The 19,982-nt window shown below is 40.5% G+C and carries 13 protein-coding genes; 9 read left to right on the top strand and 4 right to left on the bottom strand.

Annotation, left to right across the window (positions count from 1 at the left end):
• Positions 1 to 43: 43 nt before the first annotated feature.
• Complete coding sequence (locus AC1RRY_RS07775; RefSeq protein ID WP_492816751.1) at positions 44 to 1,360, top strand: hypothetical protein; 1,317 nt, start codon at positions 44 to 46, stop codon at positions 1,358 to 1,360.
• 69 nt (positions 1,361 to 1,429) lie between these two features.
• Here AC1RRY_RS07775 and AC1RRY_RS07770 read toward each other — a convergent pair whose 3' ends face one another.
• The 4 genes from AC1RRY_RS07770 to AC1RRY_RS07755 form a co-directional block, all read right to left on the bottom strand.
• The gene (locus AC1RRY_RS07770) at positions 1,430 to 3,427 is read right to left on the bottom strand and encodes an LruC domain-containing protein (RefSeq protein ID WP_492816753.1); all 1,998 of its coding nucleotides are present in this window, start codon (positions 3,425 to 3,427) and stop codon (positions 1,430 to 1,432) included.
• 354 nt (positions 3,428 to 3,781) lie between these two features.
• A complete protein-coding gene (gene amaB, locus AC1RRY_RS07765) occupies positions 3,782 to 5,308 on the bottom strand; it encodes an L-piperidine-6-carboxylate dehydrogenase (RefSeq protein ID WP_492816755.1) in 1,527 nt (508 codons plus the stop codon).
• Between the two features lie 197 nt (positions 5,309 to 5,505).
• The gene (locus tag AC1RRY_RS07760) at positions 5,506 to 8,160 is read right to left on the bottom strand and encodes an MGH1-like glycoside hydrolase domain-containing protein (protein ID WP_492816757.1); all 2,655 of its coding nucleotides are present in this window, start codon (positions 8,158 to 8,160) and stop codon (positions 5,506 to 5,508) included.
• A 276-nt stretch (positions 8,161 to 8,436) separates the two neighbouring features.
• Positions 8,437 to 9,630: a THUMP-like domain-containing protein gene (locus tag AC1RRY_RS07755; RefSeq protein ID WP_492816759.1), complete on the bottom strand. Its 1,194-nt coding sequence runs from the start codon at positions 9,628 to 9,630 to the stop codon at positions 8,437 to 8,439.
• A gap of 197 nt (positions 9,631 to 9,827) precedes the next feature.
• On the opposite strand from AC1RRY_RS07755, the gene AC1RRY_RS07750 reads away from it, so the two are divergent.
• The 8 genes from AC1RRY_RS07750 to AC1RRY_RS07715 all read left to right on the top strand — a co-directional run bounded on the left by AC1RRY_RS07750 (position 9,828) and on the right by AC1RRY_RS07715 (position 19,926).
• The gene (locus AC1RRY_RS07750) at positions 9,828 to 11,312 is read left to right on the top strand and encodes an alpha/beta hydrolase (RefSeq protein ID WP_492816761.1); all 1,485 of its coding nucleotides are present in this window, start codon (positions 9,828 to 9,830) and stop codon (positions 11,310 to 11,312) included.
• Between the two features lie 765 nt (positions 11,313 to 12,077).
• A complete protein-coding gene (locus tag AC1RRY_RS07745) occupies positions 12,078 to 13,658 on the top strand; it encodes a SulP family inorganic anion transporter (protein ID WP_492816763.1) in 1,581 nt (526 codons plus the stop codon).
• Positions 13,627 to 14,301: a carbonic anhydrase gene (locus AC1RRY_RS07740; protein WP_492816765.1), complete on the top strand. Its 675-nt coding sequence runs from the start codon at positions 13,627 to 13,629 to the stop codon at positions 14,299 to 14,301. The genes AC1RRY_RS07745 and AC1RRY_RS07740 overlap by 32 nt, the downstream gene beginning before the upstream one ends.
• Positions 14,302 to 15,062: 761 nt before the next feature.
• Entirely contained in the window at positions 15,063 to 16,382 is a 1,320-nt protein-coding gene (locus AC1RRY_RS07735) for a hypothetical protein (RefSeq protein WP_492816767.1), read from the top strand.
• Between the two features lie 201 nt (positions 16,383 to 16,583).
• Positions 16,584 to 17,006, top strand: coding sequence for a transposase (locus AC1RRY_RS07730; protein ID WP_492816769.1), 423 nt, complete (start codon positions 16,584 to 16,586; stop codon positions 17,004 to 17,006).
• Positions 17,007 to 17,063: 57 nt separating this feature from the next.
• Positions 17,064 to 18,626, top strand: coding sequence for an MFS transporter (locus AC1RRY_RS07725; protein ID WP_492816771.1), 1,563 nt, complete (start codon positions 17,064 to 17,066; stop codon positions 18,624 to 18,626).
• 17 nt (positions 18,627 to 18,643) lie between these two features.
• On the top strand, positions 18,644 to 18,877 hold the full coding sequence (locus AC1RRY_RS07720; protein WP_492816773.1) for a DUF6814 family protein: 234 nt from the start codon (positions 18,644 to 18,646) through the stop codon (positions 18,875 to 18,877).
• Complete coding sequence (locus AC1RRY_RS07715) at positions 18,874 to 19,926, top strand: acyltransferase (RefSeq protein WP_492816775.1); 1,053 nt, start codon at positions 18,874 to 18,876, stop codon at positions 19,924 to 19,926. The genes AC1RRY_RS07720 and AC1RRY_RS07715 overlap by 4 nt, the downstream gene beginning before the upstream one ends.
• The last annotated feature ends 56 nt before the right edge of the window (positions 19,927 to 19,982 follow it).

The raw sequence follows: 19,982 nt of genomic DNA, 5'->3' as shown, positions 1-19,982 counted from the left end.
AACTGTTTACCGTATTTTTATATAAGTCATTCCATTATTAAATATGAAAAAATTAATTCTCTCGTTTATCATTGTCGGTATGATTGCCTGTAAAGAAACGTCTGAAACCGACAATTCAGCCCAAAAATTAAATCAACTGGCCGAAAAATATATCAGACTTGGGCTTACAATCGGGCAATATGACGCCGACTTTGTAGATGCCTATTACGGCCCTGACTCTCTGAAACCATCGAAACCCGCTAAGGCTACGTTTCCGAAAGACAGTCTGCTAAGAGAAGTAAACGGACTTATCGGGCAATTGATAGACTTTAATTCGTCTGTATCTGACGATACACTGGCCAAACGCGCCAAGTGGATGTCGGGGCAGTTGATAGCTTTTGGCAGACGGATCAATATTTATTCGGGCAAATTCCAGACTTTTGATCAGGAATCAAAAGATTTGTTCGGAGTAGTTGCTCCTTCATATCCTGAAAGCCATTATCAGACACTGGTATCAAAACTTGACAGTCTGCTACCGGGTACCGGGAGTGTGAGCAGTCGTTTTGAAAAACTTGCCAGCCAGTTTATCATTCCAAAAACCAAAGTCGATACAGTATTCAAAGCTACTATTGCCGAAGCACGCAAGCGTACGCTGGCACATTATCAGTTACCTGCCAATGAGAATTTTACACTAGAGTATGTAACCGGTAAGCCCTGGTCCGGCTATAACTGGTATCAGGGAAACTATCAAAGCAAGATTCAGATTAGTATCGATATGCCAATTTTTATTGAAAGGGCTATTGATCTGGCTTGCCATGAGGGGTATCCGGGGCACCATGTATACAATATGCTGCTCGAAAAAAATCTGTATCATGATAAACGTCAGGTAGAGATTTCGCTGTATCCGTTGTTCAGCCCACAATCACTGATTGCAGAAGGGAGCGCCAACTATGGTATTGAGGTGGCCTTTCCGGGTACGGAAAAAAACAAATTTGTGAAAGAAGTATTATTGCCTCTGGCCGGACTCAAAACAGAAAATACTGATTTGTATTTTCAGGCATTAACGTTGAAAGCACAATTGGCCTATGCCCGGAATGAAGTGGCTCGCGGCATTGTTGACAACACCAATACTCAGGAAGAGCAAATGAAATGGTTGAAATCCTATGGTTTAAGAGAAGACAATCTTTCAGAAAAAGATATTGCTTTTATCAAAAAATACAGAAGCTATGTAATCAATTACAATTACGGACAAGACATTATTAAAAATTACATAGAAAGCAATGGTGGAACTGCCGCTGATCAGGACAAACACTGGGAATTGTTCAGATGGATCTTAAGTAATCAGGTTAGACCTGCTGATCTGATTAAGGAAGTAAAATAATAATCATCTATATACAAAAAAGCGTGGCTGTTTCAGAAACAACCGCGCTTTTTGCTTAACTATTATTTGTTACTTATTGGGTTTATAAATCTTGTCATCGTTTGTGTATCCTTCTTTGTTCAGATACCAGTCCGGAAATTCTGTTCCACCACTTTCAGCCCATATGGAGAACTTTTTATAAGCATCAATTATCGGCTTAGTTTCATAAGGGTATTTGAATTCTGAATATAGATTCAAAGCCCAGGGCATTCCGTTTGCAGTTTTATAATAATTCTTACTGCTGACCGACGAACGGTCGTGTCCTGTTCCAAGCAATTTAAGGTCTGCCTTGCTTGTTGGCGCCTGGTTTATCAGGTGAACTTCCTTGCCTCTTTCGTCAGACTTGAAAAGGAACGCGTTATAAGGAGCTGATCCTAATTTGTTCTTATCAACCGGTGAATTGAATTTAATACTCAATTTCAGCGTATCTTTAGTTGCCACAAACGGAACTCCCGGCATCGTATTCACGAAACCTCCGCTTGAGTTCATTTGCTTGAAGGCATTGTCGAATGCGATGAAGGTGGCATATTTCTGTTCGGTTTCAACACCATTGCCGGCCAGTTTCACCACACCTTCTTTTAAGGATGTTCCTGTTACAGATTTAACAAGAGACGGCTCTATAGGCATTTCAAATCCCCATCCGCAGGCAAAAGAAGCTCCGATTGCTTTTACGTATGATTTCACGCTCATTTCAACCACCTCATTCCTTGAATTCAATACTTCGTGAACCTGATAGTTCACCACAAGGTCGTTCATATCATAGTCACCTTTGTATGGCCACAGGTCTTCATAAGCCAGGCTACTGTAAGTATTTTTTGACGGAGAGTAATTGTTGATTGCCCGCGATGCATCTTCAGGGTATTCATCTTCATAATCATTCACGCCATCACCATCTTTGTCAGACACCCCTTCCACCATTGGTATACCATTAGGGTCAAAGGCTTTGACAGGATTAGACATAGCATAGAAAATTGCATCATTGAAGTCCTCATCACTACCTTGCTCACGATTTCTATCCTCAAAAGACAAAATAAATCTGTTAGTGGCCGGATCATTCAACACAATAAAGTGGCGTCTCTTATTAGCAGCCGTTTCAACATTGAAATCATCATGGCCATAAATAGCGTATAATCCATTTCCGACAGTATTTGTAGAAGCCGAATAGGCATTCGATATTAAAACAAATCCGATTGCTGTTCCGGCAGGAAATCTGCCAATCTTCACTCTGTCGCCCAATACCAATCCACCGCCACTATTGGTATAAGACACGTTCGGGAAAATGATATTGATTCGGTTGATATCTTTAATCTTAGTTGGCGGGTTAGCCGGATCAAACGTATAAAATGCCAGGGTATTCAGAAAACTCGCGCCTTCGTGTACAAATGTTATCCATACATCGGCCAGCTCCTTAACATATAAATAGTTACGATTATTTACTGTCAGATTTCCGGGATGTTTTGCCGCATACGATTTACTTTCAGGAAGAGTCTCGTTTACGGTTCTCAGAAATTGTGCCGTAACAATATCTCTGACAGGGTCCAGATAATTAGGTACACCCAGGTTATTCCAGGAGCCTAAATAATTATAAGGGGGGTAATCCTGGGCAGATGCTCTTGCTCCAGCTATTGAAGGTGCAGCATTTTGAGCACTACCATATGTTTTAGGGTTTTTACCACCAAAAATTACTTCTACTTTATTATTTTTAATTTCTGTAATGATTTCAGACGGCAAACCAATGAAGCTCAACTGTAGTGACACTTTTTTTACGTATGTCGGTATTTTCTGAGTCATGGTAAGCAAACCGTTGGAGCCGGTTACTCCTTTAAATAACAACTCATTCTGAGGAGAACTATATACTGAAACTACTATACCTTTGATTGGGGCATCGGAGTTATCGAAGGTGCCAATTTCAAATTTAACATCAGTTGTTGTATTGAACTCAAATCCTGAAGGGATATTCAGTTTATCAATGCCACTTGTGGTGTTATCTGGGACTGGATTAGGTGTGACGTCCTTGAACTCCGGCATACATGAACTCAAGATTACCGTAAGGAGGAATGTCATTAAACAAAAGCTATTCTTCATCGTTCAGAAAATTTATTATGAATTAAGAAACTGCGATTTTTCAGTCTTTATTTACTATACAAAGTTGTAAACAATGAGAAGGGGGCGGCTTTTTTTTCGACGTTTGGAAGAAAAAAAGGGGACATTGGTTAATTTTAACCGATGAATATTTTTGACAAAAACCGTATTGAATTGGGCAGGTCATCTAACGATGTTATTTATACTGGCAATTGAAAATAAAAGGATGCTTTTGTTTTCAAACAGAAAGCCCGATGCAGTGATGCTGCATCGGGCTTTCTTTACTCGACCTCGTTTTACTTAAATATCAAATTTTATTCCTTGCGCCAAAGGCAATTGAGTACTATAGTTAATTGTGTTCGTCTGCCGGCGCATATAGTTTTTCCAGGCATCTGAACCACTCTCGCGGCCACCTCCTGTCTCTTTCTCGCCACCAAATGCACCACCGATTTCAGCACCAGAGGTACCGATGTTCACATTGGCTATGCCGCAATCAGAACCACCGGCCGACAAAAACTGTTCAGCTTCCCGGATATTAAGTGTAAATATAGCTGATGACAAGCCCTGCGGCACTGCATTCTGTATTTCAATAGCCTCGTTGAGCGTTTTATACTTGATCAGATACAAAATTGGCGCAAAGGTTTCATGGCAAACCATAGGCGTTTGTTGTGCCACTTCAACAATAGCAGGTTTTACATAGCAACCTGAGGCATACTCGCCTCCGCTTAATATTTCATTGCCAGCCAGCACACTTCCTCCTTCTGAAAGCACTTTTTCTATGGCCGATTGATAATTGCTCACGGCATCAACATCAATCAATGGGCCAACATGGTTATTAGTATCAAGCGGATTACCAATTTTCAGTTGCGAATAGGCTTTTATCAATCTGTTTTTTACATCCTGATAAATGTTTTCATGTACAATCAGTCGACGAGTAGATGTGCATCTTTGGCCGGCAGTACCGACAGCACCAAACACTACGGCAGGAATCACAATCTGTAAATCAGCATTTTCTGTTAGAATAATGGCATTGTTGCCACCCAACTCCAGCAGGCTTTTACCCAGTCGACCAGCAACTGCCTGCCCTACTGCTTTGCCCATGCGGGTTGAGCCGGTAGCAGAAACTAACGAGATGCGGGTATCATGCGACAGCCACTCTCCTACTTTTCTATTGCCGATAATCAGGCTGGATACTCCCTCGGGAATATTGTTTTTGCGTAATACTGCCTGAATAATATGCTGGCATGCAATGGCTGAAAGAGGTGTTTTTTCTGATGGCTTCCACACACAAACATCACCGCAAACCCAGGCCAGCATCGAATTCCACGACCAGACTGCCACGGGAAAATTGAACGCTGAAATAATGCCCACCACACCCAATGGGTGCCATTGCTCATACATGCGGTGCTGCAAGCGTTCAGAATGCATGCTTAAACCATATAACTGACGCGACAACCCAACGGCGAAATCGCAGATATCTATCATTTCCTGTACTTCTCCCCAACCCTCCTGCAGACTTTTACCCATTTCGTAGCTCACCAATCTACCCAAATTATCTTTGTTGGCACGTAGGGCATCGCCCATTTGCCGCACTACTTCGCCACGTTTAGGAGCAGGTACTTCACGCCAGATTTTGAATGCCTCCTGCGCCTGTGCAATTACCTTTTCATAGTCTTCCTGTGCAGCCTGACGTACCTTGCCAATTAAAGCACCATCAACCGGCGAATAAGAACTTAACAATTTACCTTTACCTGCCCAGTTGTTCAGTCCGGTACTTATGCCATCGTTAATGGCTTTTATCTGTAGTGATTTCAGTACTTGCTTCATTGCTGGTTTTGTTTGTTGATTTTAGTAGACAAATATACAAATACGTGCTCCTTAATAAAGTATTGGTTGTACATTATTTGGGTTATCATCTCTTTAAGACCTTACTTTTAAAAAGAAAAACAAATAGAAACAGCCTCATCGTTAATGAAAGAATGAGGCTGTGTCTATTTTACAAATTATATTTCAGAACTGCTTTACTATAAAACTTTACCGGCATCTTTCTCACTCACGGCGGCTATTAGGTCAGCTACCAGTCCGGTCCAGCCGCATTGGTGCGCAGCACCCAGACCTGCTCCTGTATCACCGTTGAAATACTCATAGAATAGATACAGATCTTTAAAATGGGGATCTTGATCAAACTTCTCGTTGCCATCCATAGCGGGGCGCTTTTTGTCTTGCCCGGCCATAAAAATATTAATCAGTCGCTGGGCAACCAACATGATAGCATCTTTAATAGACATTATATTGCCCGAATTAGTCGGGTACTCAATCTCGAAATCATCGCCATAGTATTCATAAAACTTCAGCATTGAATCTATCAGAAGAAAATTAATCGGAAACCAGATCGGCCCACGCCAATTGGAATTTCCGCCCATAATGCTTAAATCTGACTCAGCAGGTGTGTATTGCACACTGAGAATCTCGCCATGCATATTAAACTTGTAGGGGCTCTCATGGTGAAATTTAGATAATGAACGGATACCGTAGTCTGACAAAAACTCGGCCTCGTCAAACATCCGCTTTACAACCATTTTCATCCGGTGGCCGCGTAGCAATGCCAGCAAATGCGTAGCTCCTTTGCCCGGCTCGTGCCAGCGGGAAATTAAAGAGGCCAGATCGGGGCGATTATTTAAAACCCATTCTACTCTTCTTTTAAAATCAGGTAATTTGTCCAGGGTTTCTTCATTGAGTACTTCAACTGCACAAAGGGGAATAAGCCCTACATACGAACGGATTTTCATGAATATGGTTTCTCCGTTAGGGGCGTGCAACTTATCGTAGTAGAACTGGTCTCCTTCATCCCATAGACCCAGGTCGTTACCCTTAATAGGCCGGTTAATAGCTCCGGCTATATGCAAGAAGTGCTCAAAAAACTTAGAGGCCATATCCTGATACACCGGGCGCTCGAGCGATATCTCGCAGGCAATACGTAACATATTCAGTGTATACATGGCCATCCATCCGGTGGCATCTGCTTGCTCCAGTTTTACGCCGGGAATCTGCGTATTCCGGTCAAATACTCCAATGTTATCAAGCCCAAGGAATCCTCCGCCAAAGATATTGTTTCCCTCTTCATCTTTCTGATTCACCCACCATGTAAAGTTCATCAACAACTTATGAAAAACCTTCTCCAGAAAAAGAATGTCTCCCTTACCGTTATTTTTCTTATCAATTTCATACACTTTCCAGGTTGCCCAGGCGTGCACCGGTGGATTGACATCAGAAAAATTCCATTCATAGGCCGGTAATTGACCATTGGGATGCATGTAATATTCCCTCAAAATTACCGCAAGTTGTCTCTTGGCAAAATCGGGGTCAACACGTGCTAAAGTAAGTGTATGGAAGGCCAGATCCCAGGCGGCAAACCAAGGGTACTCCCATTTGTCGGGCATGGAAAGTATGTTGGCCATGTAGGCGTGTTTCCATGTATGGTTTCGTTGATAGGCTCTCCCCTTAAATTCAAACGGCATTTTAGGGTCGCCGTTTGTCCACTCATTAATATTATAGTAATAAAACTGCTTGTTCCACATCATGCCTGCAAAGGCCTGTCTTTGTATTTTGCGGAGCTCTTCGGTTTTTATATTTTTCTGAATCTCGGCATAAAAATCTTCCGCATCCTGTAATCTCGATGCAAAAACATTATCAAAATCGGCAAAGGGTTCATTCAGCTTGTTCTGGCTGAACCTGAGTTTGACAGTAAATGAGCTTTCACCGGCTATTTTTCTGGTATATTTAGCCGCTGCCTTCGAGCCTATACGGTTTGGGTTTACGTATTTGTCTTTACCGGTAGTTACATAATTACTGATACCGTCTTTCACATACATGGTATTGTTGGGCCGGCCGAAAACGCGCTCCATATTGGTTTCGTTTTCACAGAAAAGCAACTCGTCGGCATCTTCAATATAAAGCTTATACTTACCTATCAGGTGGTGGCTGGCCTCAATCTGAGAGTTGGCAATACCGGTAAGGATTGGTCTTTGCTTGAAATTTTCGTATCCCCACGACCAGGTATTTCTGAACCAGATAGTAGGCAAAATGGTTAGCGGAGCAGCTTTTTTGCCGCGGTTATAGGCAGTCAGCTTTATAAGCACATCGGTTTCATCTGCCTTGGCATACTCTATAACAATATCAAAATACTCGTTGTTATCAAAAACACCTGTTTCTATGAGTTCAAATTCCGGGTCTTTTCTTGATCTTCGCTGATTTTCTTCAATGATTCGCTTATAAGGAAATTCATTATGAGGATATTTATACAACATCTTCATGTACGAATGCGTAGGTGTGCTATCTAAATAATAGTATAACTCTTTTACATCTTCACCATGATTACCTTCCGAACCTGCCAGGCCATATAGCCTTTCCTTTACGATTTTATCCTGATGGTTCCAGAAAGAAAAAGCGATACATAGAAATTGCTTATTATCTGAAATACCGCCGATGCCGTCTTCTCCCCACCGATATGCCCATGAACGAGCCATGTCATGAGAAACGTAATCCCATGTACTCCCATATACGCTATAATCCTCACGCACGGTTCCCCATTGCCTTTCCGAAAGATAAGGCCCCCACTTTTTCCATCCTTTATTATCTTTTCTAAGGTTAAGTCGTATCTTCTCCGCCAATTCTGTCATGTTAGGTTCATTTAGGTGGTATGTGCAAAAATAGAAAAAAATGTATACGATGAAATACCTTGTAATTAATCACTTGTAAAAATTAAACAACTTGTTGTTTAAATGCAATGCTTTATAATGGCTGTTTTTCGTAATTAAAATACATTCTTACGCCTGCTGAATCGATTCAAATGGCGCATAAATTCCCTATCTGAAACCCCGGTTTTCTTTATAGGTATTATAAATTAATGTATGTACCTATTTTTTCAATGCGCAATAATTACAATCCTTGTATAATCACGAGGCTTCAAGACCTGCCTTTTTGCAAATCAGAACTACTTTCTGTTGTTGAAAGTCCTCTGTGGCAAACAGGTACATTTCTCCCCCATCTCTCAGGCCGAGTTTCTTTTTAATTTCTTCCGGTTTCATTGGAAAATTCCTGGTGCTGATGTTGGCCTGGTTAGTGGGTAATCTGGACAGAATTTCTTTTTTATTAAATCTGCAAACAGCCTCACAAACGAAACTACGACCTGGAAAATCTTTTATCAGATGGGCAGACGTGTAAAGATGACTGTTAGGTGCCAGTTTTTCAAGATTAAATACCTGACCAACGCTTCTGAATGCCCCGGCTTTCAGAATAGCCGCATTGGGTTCATAGATGTATTTTTGAGGTACGCTGAATCTTACCTCAGCGCTTTGTTCCAGCTGGTAATTAAAAGTAAATGTTTGCCTGATACCACCAGGCAGAAAATTTACGCAAACTATTTCTGTTGAATCTGATCGCTGATGATTCATAAACAACAGTTCCTTCACTTCATTTTCAACAGCCACTATGTGTACCTCTGCAATTGGCTGCAACTGAGTTATGGCCAGTTTTATATCTAACATAGGCGAATACTTTATCAGAAAATCGCCTAGCAGATGTTTTATGGCAAGTATATCAGGCTCGCAGTCTTCAATTCTGAAAACCTTGTTTTTAGACGCATCTCTACGGGCAGGATCGACATAAAAATGAGTACCTGAATCAATTTTGGCGAGTTGCAAAAAAGCGTTCGCCTCCTGATTTATTATCTCTATATTTTCGAGACCCAGCACCTCAAAATTATGACAGGCAACCAAAGTCAGCGTTTCATTTCTTTCTACATAGATTACATGCTCGTGCTGTCTGGCAAAAGCGGAAGTGTCTACTCCCATTCCACCTGTCAGGTCAATTAGTTGAGGATAATCAGAAAACAGTTCAGCTTTATAATGAGCCGTAGTCTCGGAGGAAGACTGTTCAACTGAAATAGGCGCAGGATAGATGATTTCAGGATTAGCATACCAGGTCGGCAGTTTATACCTGGCTTTCTGACGGGCTATCCATTGATCGGCCACTAAATGCAGAAAATCAGCCTGCATCTTATTCCGGTTTTTCAGAATATAGGTCTGTATATCAGATTCCTGAATCTGAAGCGCTGTATCTCTTGCCTGTAATAATAAATCTATATTCATTAACTATTTTTCGCACCATTTCCGGTCGGTAAAAGTACAACATTTAGCATGCCTCCACAAACCGATAGACTTGTTTACTGATGATTTTCGATATTCTTTTATGCGTGTACTGTTTTTCCTGACTATCTATCGTGATTTTCATTCAAAATCCCTAAATTGCTACATTAGAATTACCCGGTTGACTAATCTACCAAAATATGAAACTGAAACTTACTTTTATTTTACTACTTTATGTTTTATATGCAAAGGCACAAACCAATGAGCCGGAAAAACAGGCATATCTGGCCGAATTAAAGGTTTTAGGCCGTAAATTCAGCGGCAGTTTTTATCCGAACTACGCCCGGATTTATCGGATGCCCGAAAAAGCCTTTATAGCTAAAATAGATTCTGCCCGTGACGAATTCAACCATACACTAAGCCGATTTGAGAGTAAACTGAATCCTGAATATGTGGAGAATCAAAAGCTGGAAATAAAGTATTATTTTGACAAGCTATTGATTGAGTACCCACTTACGCATGAAATATACGCTGACAATGCGTCTCCCCTCTCATCAAAAATACCGGAAAGGTTAAAAAGCAATTTCAAGGATTTTAACAGGCCGGAGCTGCTCTCCAATTCAGATTTTACAGAATATTTCAAGGCTTTCATTTCACTACAGACGAATCTGGAACATAGAAAAGGCACTTATAAAAATCAGGATAATCAGCATTTTCTGGCTACCTGGAAACTGATTCCTAAATATATTGCTAATGCCAAATGCCTGGAATACTGGCAGTTTTATTATCTCTTTAATCAAATAGATAATAATGGTATTAAAGGTATCGGTTCCATTTACAAAAAATTCACTACTACCTGCAAAGACACTGCTTATCTGAATCAGGTGAGTAAATTATATGCCGAAGACATAGCCGGCAAACAAGGGCATGAAATACAGACTTATAAGACAGTCGGGCCTTATCAATTAGACATACATTTGTTTTTACCTGATAAAACCGTTTTTACCGATAAAAGGCCCGCTATAGTCTACTTTCATGGGGGTAGTTGGTCAGAAGGCAAGCCAGACTGGTTTTTCAGTACCTGCCAGAGTTATGCACAAAAAGGATGGGTGGCTTGTGCGGTAGAATATCGCACCTACGGGCGGCACGGCACTTTGCCTTTTGAGGCAGTAAAAGATGCCAAATCGACCATCAGATGGATACGCCAGCATGCCGACAAGTATGGTATTGATGCTCATAAAATAATAGCCTCGGGGAATTCGGCCGGTGGGCATCTGGCATTAGCTACAGCATTAGTAAACAACTGGAATGAAAAAACGGATGATCTTGCGATCAGTGCAAAGCCTGATGCGCTAATCGTTAATGCCGGAGTATATGAATTAAACGACGATCTGACAGCCTGGATCAGTAAAGATTTGCGTGATAAAAATCTGACAAAAGAAATATCGCCCAATTACCTGATTACCGGTAATTTTCCACCGGCACTTATTTTTCATGGCACCAACGACAAAAATGTACCCTTTACCGGTGCACAAAAATTCATTGACCTAATGACTAAAGCCGGAAATAAAAACATAGACTTCTATCCTCTACAAGGTGCAGGGCATTTTATCTGGTTTGACCCGAAGCAGTCTGATACGATGTCTAAGGCCAGAAGCGAGTTTTTGAAGAAAATCGGGTTTTGAACCGCACTGATATCATTCGCTTGTTGACTTATAATAAATAAGTTATACCTTTAAAATGTGAGATATGCTGTTATAATTAAATACGGTAAAGCGTGAGCAAGATGGTTTAAAATTCTACCTTTATACATTATCGCAAAATTAAATTCTTATAAAATCTCCACACAATGCATTTTTTATGGTTTAAGCGTTGTACTTTTGAACGAATATAAATACTTTTTCGTTATTTTGTTATCCTGAAAAGTTTCAGGTCTCAGTTTATGATAAAGAAAATCGCAGTTTTATTCCTGTTTCTGATTATCGAATGTTCGACTTTCAGCGAATACGTCAAAGATTTCTTTGGCGAGGTAATCGCATGCAATTTGGATGTCTGCGAAAGTGATAGTGCTGAATGTGAAAACGAAAATCAGGAAAAGAAAAGTGAAACCAACAAATATTTGATTTCGTTCCAGGGGTTGAACTTCGCATTTAATACAATCTTACAAAAGAAGAGCATCTACTTCTATACAAAATCCTCCGAAAAGTTTCCGTATAGACTAATTCAATCTCCTCCCCCTAAGGCTTAATAACTGGTTTTATTGGCGTAAGCCGGTTGACATTTCTTATTACAAAGTAAAATCCATTTTTCTTTGACAGAATACCTAACGGCTATTCTACACATTTCTATCGGCGGTTCCGGCATGCGTTTAGGTTTGTATTTTAATCATTCATTAAAGTATTAAGCATAAATATATTGTAGAATTTCTGAACAATCATCTATCCAAATCAATGAAATCAACAATAAACTTTTCAAATCTTAAAAGCGATTTTCCGGCCGGTCTTGTGGTCTTTCTGGTGGCACTGCCGCTATGTCTCGGTGTAGCGCTGGCATCAGGAGCTCCACTTATTTCAGGTGTTATTGCCGGTATTGTAGGCGGTATCGTAGTCGGTTCAATCAGTGGCTCTCAATTGGGTGTCAGTGGTCCTGCTGCCGGGCTTACAGTCATTGTACTTAACGCCATTACCGAAATCGGTGCTTTTGACTCTTTCATTCTTGCTGTGGTGCTGGCTGGTGTTATCCAGATTATTCTTGGAGCCCTGAAAGCCGGAGTAATAGGCTACTATTTCCCCTCTTCAGTTATTAAAGGAATGCTCACAGCCATCGGTATTATCATTATCCTGAAACAAATTCCTCACGTGGCAGGTATTGATAAGGATTATGAGGGCGACGAAGCTTTTGCACAAAAAGACGGAGAGAACACTTTCTCTGAGTTATTGAATATAACTGAGTTTTTTAACGAAGGCGCACTGGTAATTGGTGTTGTATCCATTCTGGTTCTGATTCTATGGGATCAGGATTTTATAAAAAAGAACAAAATACTTGGTATTATACCTGGTCCTTTAATTGCCGTATTGTTAGGTATATTTCTGAACAGCGGTTTGAGTATTCTGCCGGTTAATTTTCACCTGCAAAGTAATCATCTGGTGAGTTTACCCATTGCTAAGTCATTCTCTGAAGTAACAAGTTTTTTAGCCTTTCCCAATTTCTCAGCTATTACTAATCCACTCATCTGGAAAACCGCATTTGTAATTGCTGTGGTAGCCAGTCTTGAAACATTGCTGTCAGTAGAAGCAACCGATAAACTGGACCCCCAAAGCAGAATTACACCAACCAACCGAGAGTTGATAGCTCAGGGTTCAGGTAATATTGTATCCGGTTTGTTAGGTGGTATACCTATTACACAAGTAATTGTTCGTAGTTCGGCTAATATTCTGGCTGGCGGTAAATCACAACTATCAACTATTGTACATGGCATCATTCTGATGGTTTGTACGCTTAGTATTCCCGCCGTTCTTAATCTTATTCCGCTTGCTTCTCTTGCCGCCGTATTGATTATGGTAGGTTACAAACTGGCCAAGCCGAAAGTCTTTAAATTAATGTTTAAAGAAGGACATGACCAGTTTATGCCTTTTGTAATCACGGTAGCTGCTGTTGTATTTACAGACTTGTTGACGGGTATCGCCATTGGCACAATGGTGGCCATGGTATATATATTGTATACTAATTACAAAGGCTCGATGTCGGTAGTCCGAGACAAAAAAAATGTATTGATTCAGTTTAACAAAGATATTTTCTATTTCAATAAATCTGAACTGATGCAAAACCTGGCTTCTCTGAAATCAGGCGATGTGGTATTGATTGATGGTAGCAAAACTACCTTTATTGATCACGATATTTTCCTGACACTTGAGGAATTCCAGTCTGAAGCCAAGACGCGACACATTAATATAGAATTTAAAAACATTAAAAGAAGAAAATTAAACTACAGGAAAAGTGATGGAATCGTATCAAAAACTCTTATTAGCTAATAAGGCATGGGCTTCTGAAAAACTTCAGTTAGATCCTACTTATTTCAAAAATCTGGCTGCTGACCAGAAGCCGGAATTTTTATGGATTGGGTGTGCTGACAGCCGCGTACCGGCCGATCAGGTATCCGGCACGCAACCAGGTGAGATTTTTGTTCACCGAAATGTAGCCAACCTGGTGATTCATACCGATATGAGCATGCTCAGCGTATTGCAATATGCGGTAGAGGTATTAAAGGTGAAGCACATCCTGGTAGTAGGACATTATCAATGCGGAGGGGTGAAAGCTTCTATGACTAATAACGACTACGGCCTGATTAATAACTGGCTTAGAAACATTAAAGATGTTTATACCAAATATCAGGACGAATTGCAAGGCATTGAAGATGACCAGGATCGTTTTGATAGACTGGTGGAGGTAAATGTGATTGAGCAAGTGAAAAATGTAGCCAAAACCACTATTGTACAAAATGCCTGGGCTAACAGTGAGTACCCGATGCTTCATGGCTGGGTGGTAGATCTGCACACAGGTCTTATCAAACCCATTATTGAGATTGAATCAAAAGACCATGATGCTTTGGAAGACGTCTACAACTTCGATTTTAACAAGAAAAAGACGAAGAAGGCAGAAGAAGTAGACCATTAATTTGACAGTTTGCGTTTGTTTTTAAAGGCGTTTGTCAGTGGGTATAGCAATATACCCGCTATGATGGACGTCTTTTTTGATTCATATAAACCCTTGAATATCAGATTAAAACGTGATTAAATTAAACGCACTAATAGAACAAAACATATACAAAATAAGATAAAATAAATATTTCCTGCCATTATAAAAAAGTGCCTCTTGCGACATTTTATCGATTCCTTACATTTGTTGAAATAGTTTTGTCTTCTGGCAATAAACTAATTAAATGCTAATTTTACCAATAGTCACCTTCTCAGGGTTAGTGTCGATACTTTTTAAGGTTCGTTTCAATCAGCAGAGGAAAATAGTCCTTTTGAATATATAGCATTCATCTATGACCATTGAGGAGTGTTTGATATACATAAAATTTTATTTACCTGACCAACGCCCTTGCATCTTGGATGGAAAAGGGGCTATAGGGTTTTCATTCAAAGATCAAGGGCGGGTTCAGGTATCCATAATCAATGAACTCATATTTCAGAGTTTCTTTTTCATTGTATTGGGTTTAATATCCAATAGAAATTATTGCTCGGTATAGCCAAAATCTTCTCATAAACTGACGGCTTGCAAGCAGCAAAAACTATCTACAGTAGCATAATTTTCTTAACTTTGAGTTTAATGTGTAACAAGCTTTAAGAAATGCTTTTGCAAACAATACGTTTGTATCGGAGTCTTTTCTTAAAACCTGTACTTAATTAGAATCTCACAAATAATTCACTTTTATGAAATTATCTAAAATAGCCTTATTAGGGCTAATTGTTATTGTATTGCCTTTATTTTCTAAGGCGCAGGTACTGAAAGACGGAAAACTGAGTCTGAATGAAGACGGTTCTCGTTATGTAAAGTTTACGATAGTTAACCAAACCTGGTTGCGCAATACTACTTTCAATGAAGGTTCAACGGTGTTCGGATATGCGAAAAAAGACGGTTGGGATATAGGCATACGTCGTTTCAGAATACAATTCTATGGCCAGCTTACCGACAGAGTGTTTATTTATACACAAATCGGAGAAAACAATTTTAATGGTATTTCAGACCGCAAGTTTGGCTTCTTTGTGCATGATGCCCTGGGTGAATATGCGGTAGTGAAAAATAAACTGTCACTGGGTGGTGGTCTGGCTGCCTGGAGCGGTTTGGCACGTTTTGCGTCTCCGTCGGTAGGCAGTATATTAGGTGTAGATGCACCGCTATATCAACAGTCCACCAACGATGTAACCGATCAGTTTTTAAGAAAACTATCGGTCTATGCCAAAGGTAAATTGGGCAGATTCGATTACCGATTGGCATTATCAGACCCGATGGCATTTCAGAAAGCAGCTTCATACAGTGGGGTTATCAGTCCGGACATCGCTAACTTCTCCTCAAAACCGCCCAAATTACAATGGAACGGATATTTTCAATGGCAGTTTCTTGAGCAGGAATCAAACCTGACGCCTTATATGACGGGTACGTATCTGGGTAAGAAAAAAGTTTTCAATATTGGCGCCGGTTTTGTATACCAGCCTAAAGCCATGTGGAACCTCGCTCCCAACAAAGTAGATACTGTAGAAACCAATATGGTGCAACTATCGCTGGATGCATTTTATGATGCCCCGATTAATGAAGACGGACAGGCCATCAGCGCTTATACATCTGTAGGACATTTTGACTTCGGTAAGAACTATATCCGCAACATTGCAGCTATGAACCCCGCCAATGGTAGCACCATGAAAGACGTAATCAATGGTTCGGGTAATGGATTTCCGGGTTATGGTACCGGTAATGTGATCTATGCGCAGGTGGGTTACAAACTGAAAGATAACCTGATCGGCAAGACTACACTGATGCCTTATGTATCGTTGCAACATGCCGACTATGAACGCTTGCATCAGGATATGAATTACTGGGATTTTGGCATAAACTGGTTGCTGAATGGCCATACGTCTAAATTAACGCTGGCATATCAGAATCGCCCGGTTTTCCTGACAGATGCGAATGGTAAGGGTGAATTCAGTAATAGAAAAGGCTCTGCCATCATACAATATCAGGTATTTTTTAATTAATTGATATCCGGAATTTATTCTAAGTAACCGATTATGCAAAGCCCCTCAGAATCATGAGGGGCTTTTGTGTGGCTTAAAGCCTTTAAAACAGCGTAAAGCATTAATATACAGGTACAATTTTCTCTTTGATTAATATAAAATCTGCGCTCAATTGCACTATGCCTTAAAAAAATTATATTTGCTAAAAAACCCTGACATGCAATGGATTTGCCCCACTGCCCGCATTGTAATTCAACTAATATCTCAAGAAACGGGATTGTCAAAGAAAAGCAGCGTTATAAATGTAAAGAATGCAACTATAACTTTACTGTTGAAAAACTCGGAAAGAATATAGAGAATTACTTGGTTACCAAAGCCTTGCAGTTATATTTAGAAGGAATCAGTTACCGCGAAATTGAGCGGCTTCTGGGTATAAGCCATGTTTCGGTAATGAACTGGGTAAAAAAGTACAAGGTCGTAATGCCCGATCATCCGGAAAAATACAAACCTACTACACAGATTCTGACACATGCTGAGTTGATAGCGTTTTATTCGAATCAGGAAAATCTGAAAGGAATAGGCGTGACAGTAACCGAGGTAAACGATAAGTTTATGCTTATTAAGTGGGAAAGGATGAAAAAATAGCTGAATACAACCAAACCATTATATAATTTCTATTCCCTTAACATATTATAATTTAAAATGTCTGAAAAAAAACAAAGCTTAGGCTACATCATCGGCGCTTCGTCGGTGGGTACGCTTATTGAGTGGTATGACTTTTATATCTTCGGCAGTCTGGCCACAGTGCTGGCCTCCAAGTTTTTTCCTACTGATAACCCTACTGCAGGTTTCCTGAATACACTTGCCACCTTTGCGGCCGGATTTGTAGTGCGGCCTTTTGGTGCACTGGTTTTTGGCCGTTTAGGCGATCTCATCGGCCGGAAATATACCTTCATGGTTACCCTCATGCTGATGGGTGGCGCTACTTTTGCTATCGGGCTCATACCTAGTTATGAAACCATAGGTGCTTTGGCGCCTATATTAGTACTTCTTTTAAGACTTTTACAGGGCCTCGCGCTGGGAGGTGAATACGGTGGTGCCGCTACTTATGTAGCTGAGCATTCTCCTGCCAGTCAACGCGGATACTGGACATCATGGATTCAGACTACAGCCACTGTGGGTTTGTTTGTGTCGTTGGGGGTAATCATGATAACCCGCAAGTCGATGTCGAAAGAGGCATTTGAAGACTGGGGCTGGCGTCTGCCATTTCTGGTTTCTATTCTGATGGTGTTCGTTTCTTTCCTCATCCGCCGGAATATGTCTGAGTCTCCCCTATTTGCTAAGGCTAAAGCTGAAGGCAAGACCTCTGCCAATCCACTCAAAGAATCATTTGGTAATCGGTTAAACTTCAAGTTTGTATTACTGGCACTTTTCGGAGCTACTATGGGCCAGGGGGTTGTGTGGTACACAGGCCAATTCTATGCTCAGAACTTTCTGCTTAAAACCTGTAATATTGACGATGTGCAGGCCAATAGCATTATGATGTGGGCTTTGATATTAGGCACACCGTTCTTTATTGTTTTCGGAGCTCTGTCTGACAAAATCGGCCGCAAGGGCATTATGCTGGCGGGTATGTTTCTGGCTGTGCTACTCTACAGACCTATCTTCGACAAGATATATCAGACAGCGAACGTAGCCAATAAAACCGAAATCAATGCAACTGACAAAACCAGCGTGCAAACTGTATTGATGGATAAAACGCTGGCCGATTCGGTAGTTACAACTACAACCATGCATGATTATGAAGATGGTACTATTATGAAAGAGGTAAAGAAAACAACCATTCTGGCTGATAAATCTGTTGCTCCTCCTAAGTCAGAAACCAGAAAAACCATTACTATCAACAATTCAGATAAATGGACATTGATATTGCTGGTATTCTGCCTGATAATCTTTGTAACCATGGCTTACGGGCCTATTGCGGCGTTTCTGGTAGAGATGTTCCCGACCAAAATCAGGTATTCGTCTATGTCTTTACCTTACCATATCGGCAATGGTGTATTTGGTGGTTTAATGCCTGCCATTGCTACATTTCTGGCTACGCAAGCCAATGATATAAACACAGCAGCTGCAAGCGCAGGGAAAGCTGTGGTATTCGACAAACCGTACCTGCAGGGGCTGTACTACCCGATTATTATTGCCGGTGTCTGCTTCTTTATAGGACTATTTTACATTAACGGCAAAGACAAAAACATTCACGACTAACCCATTCAGCGAAGCAAATGAACTCAATAAGAAAAATATTAGGGATTATCTGGATTCTGGTTGGCATAAGTGCCGGAATCTATCTTATCTATTTTCAGGCCCTGCCATTATGGGAAACCGGTGGCAACGATCTGGTTCCTGCCATTATTTATACTTTTATTCTTGCTCCTATTATTTCTTTAGGAATGTCGATATTCGGCTATTATGCCTGGCAAGGTGATTACAGCACTAAGGACGGCGAAAAACTATGAAAAAACACTGGGTAACTAACCTGAGAGTTTTAGCGACTATTACAGTTGTTTTGTTGCATGCGGCAGGTTACGGCTCTTTGCATGTAAAGAAAATACCGGTAACAGACTGGTGGATTTGCCATATCATTAATGTATTTGGCAGATTTGCTGTGCCTGTTTTCGTGATGCTCTCGGGTTACTTACTCATAGGTAAATATGAAGAATTAAGCAGCTTTATAAAAAAACGATTCAGCCGTATATTTGTACCGTTTCTCATCTGGAGCCTGATATACATCATTTGGTCTAATTTTAAAGGTCTACTGGGCGAGCGAACCCCATGGACGGTAGGCGATTTCATAAAGAAAATACTGACAGGCAATGGTGGCGGATCAGGCCATTTGTGGTTTGTATACATGCTGCTGGGTATTTATGCCATTACACCTGTGATAAGCCGCTGGATAAAAGGAACTGAGGCCAGTGCCTATGCCTCTACTAAACGAAATGAGATTGTCTATTTTCTGTCTTTATGGTTGGTCGGCAATGTAGTTTACACGCTTGTAAACCAATGGTTTGGGTTTGAAATTAAATTCGAAATCAGGTATTTCAGTGGCTTTATCGGATATTTCGTGTTAGGTTATTGGTTAGGAAATACGGAAAGGAAATTCCCCAAAGCCTTACTTATTGTCTCGTTCCTGATATCATGGGCATTAACTGCCTATATATGTTATGCGGTTTCCTGGCAGGCAGGAAAATATGCATATGATTATACCGACTACCTGAGTATAGTGGTTATTCTGATGTCTGTATCCCTATTTTTATTGTTCAAGCAGCATTATGATAAGCCGTTTCTACCTGTAATAATGACTGAACTCGACATAACAAGCTATGGCATGTATCTGGTTCATGCATTGATTTTACGGATATTATCACGGCAGTTCCATCTGAACTTCACGTGGATACATCCACTATTGGGAATAACCGTTCATTTTTTGCTGGGAGCTGTTATCAGTTATCTGATTGTGAAAATAATCAGCAAAATTCCTAAAGTCGGTAGTTGGATTGTAGGTTGATAATCTGCGATATTTGTAACGGCAACATACAGATTGTATGTTGCCCGACCTGGAGT

Source organism: Emticicia sp. GW821-FHT11C11, assembly GCF_058808615.1.
This window is presented reverse-complemented; position numbering and strand designations above follow the sequence as displayed.

Bases quoted from the DNA above. Each gene is read 5' to 3' on its own strand.
- AC1RRY_RS07775 (WP_492816751.1), top strand. From the start codon at position 44: ATGAAAAAATTAATTCTCTCGTTTATCATTGTCGGTATGATTGCCTGT.
- AC1RRY_RS07770 (WP_492816753.1), bottom strand. From the start codon at position 3,427: ATGCCGGAGTTCAAGGACGTCACACCTAATCCAGTCCCAGATAACACC.
- amaB (WP_492816755.1), bottom strand. From the start codon at position 5,308: ATGAAGCAAGTACTGAAATCACTACAGATAAAAGCCATTAACGATGGC.
- AC1RRY_RS07760 (WP_492816757.1), bottom strand. From the start codon at position 8,160: ATGACAGAATTGGCGGAGAAGATACGACTTAACCTTAGAAAAGATAAT.
- AC1RRY_RS07755 (WP_492816759.1), bottom strand. From the start codon at position 9,630: ATGAATATAGATTTATTATTACAGGCAAGAGATACAGCGCTTCAGATT.
- AC1RRY_RS07750 (WP_492816761.1), top strand. From the start codon at position 9,828: ATGAAACTGAAACTTACTTTTATTTTACTACTTTATGTTTTATATGCA.
- AC1RRY_RS07745 (WP_492816763.1), top strand. From the start codon at position 12,078: ATGAAATCAACAATAAACTTTTCAAATCTTAAAAGCGATTTTCCGGCC.
- AC1RRY_RS07740 (WP_492816765.1), top strand. From the start codon at position 13,627: ATGGAATCGTATCAAAAACTCTTATTAGCTAATAAGGCATGGGCTTCT.
- AC1RRY_RS07735 (WP_492816767.1), top strand. From the start codon at position 15,063: ATGAAATTATCTAAAATAGCCTTATTAGGGCTAATTGTTATTGTATTG.
- AC1RRY_RS07730 (WP_492816769.1), top strand. From the start codon at position 16,584: ATGGATTTGCCCCACTGCCCGCATTGTAATTCAACTAATATCTCAAGA.
- AC1RRY_RS07725 (WP_492816771.1), top strand. From the start codon at position 17,064: ATGTCTGAAAAAAAACAAAGCTTAGGCTACATCATCGGCGCTTCGTCG.
- AC1RRY_RS07720 (WP_492816773.1), top strand. From the start codon at position 18,644: ATGAACTCAATAAGAAAAATATTAGGGATTATCTGGATTCTGGTTGGC.
- AC1RRY_RS07715 (WP_492816775.1), top strand. From the start codon at position 18,874: ATGAAAAAACACTGGGTAACTAACCTGAGAGTTTTAGCGACTATTACA.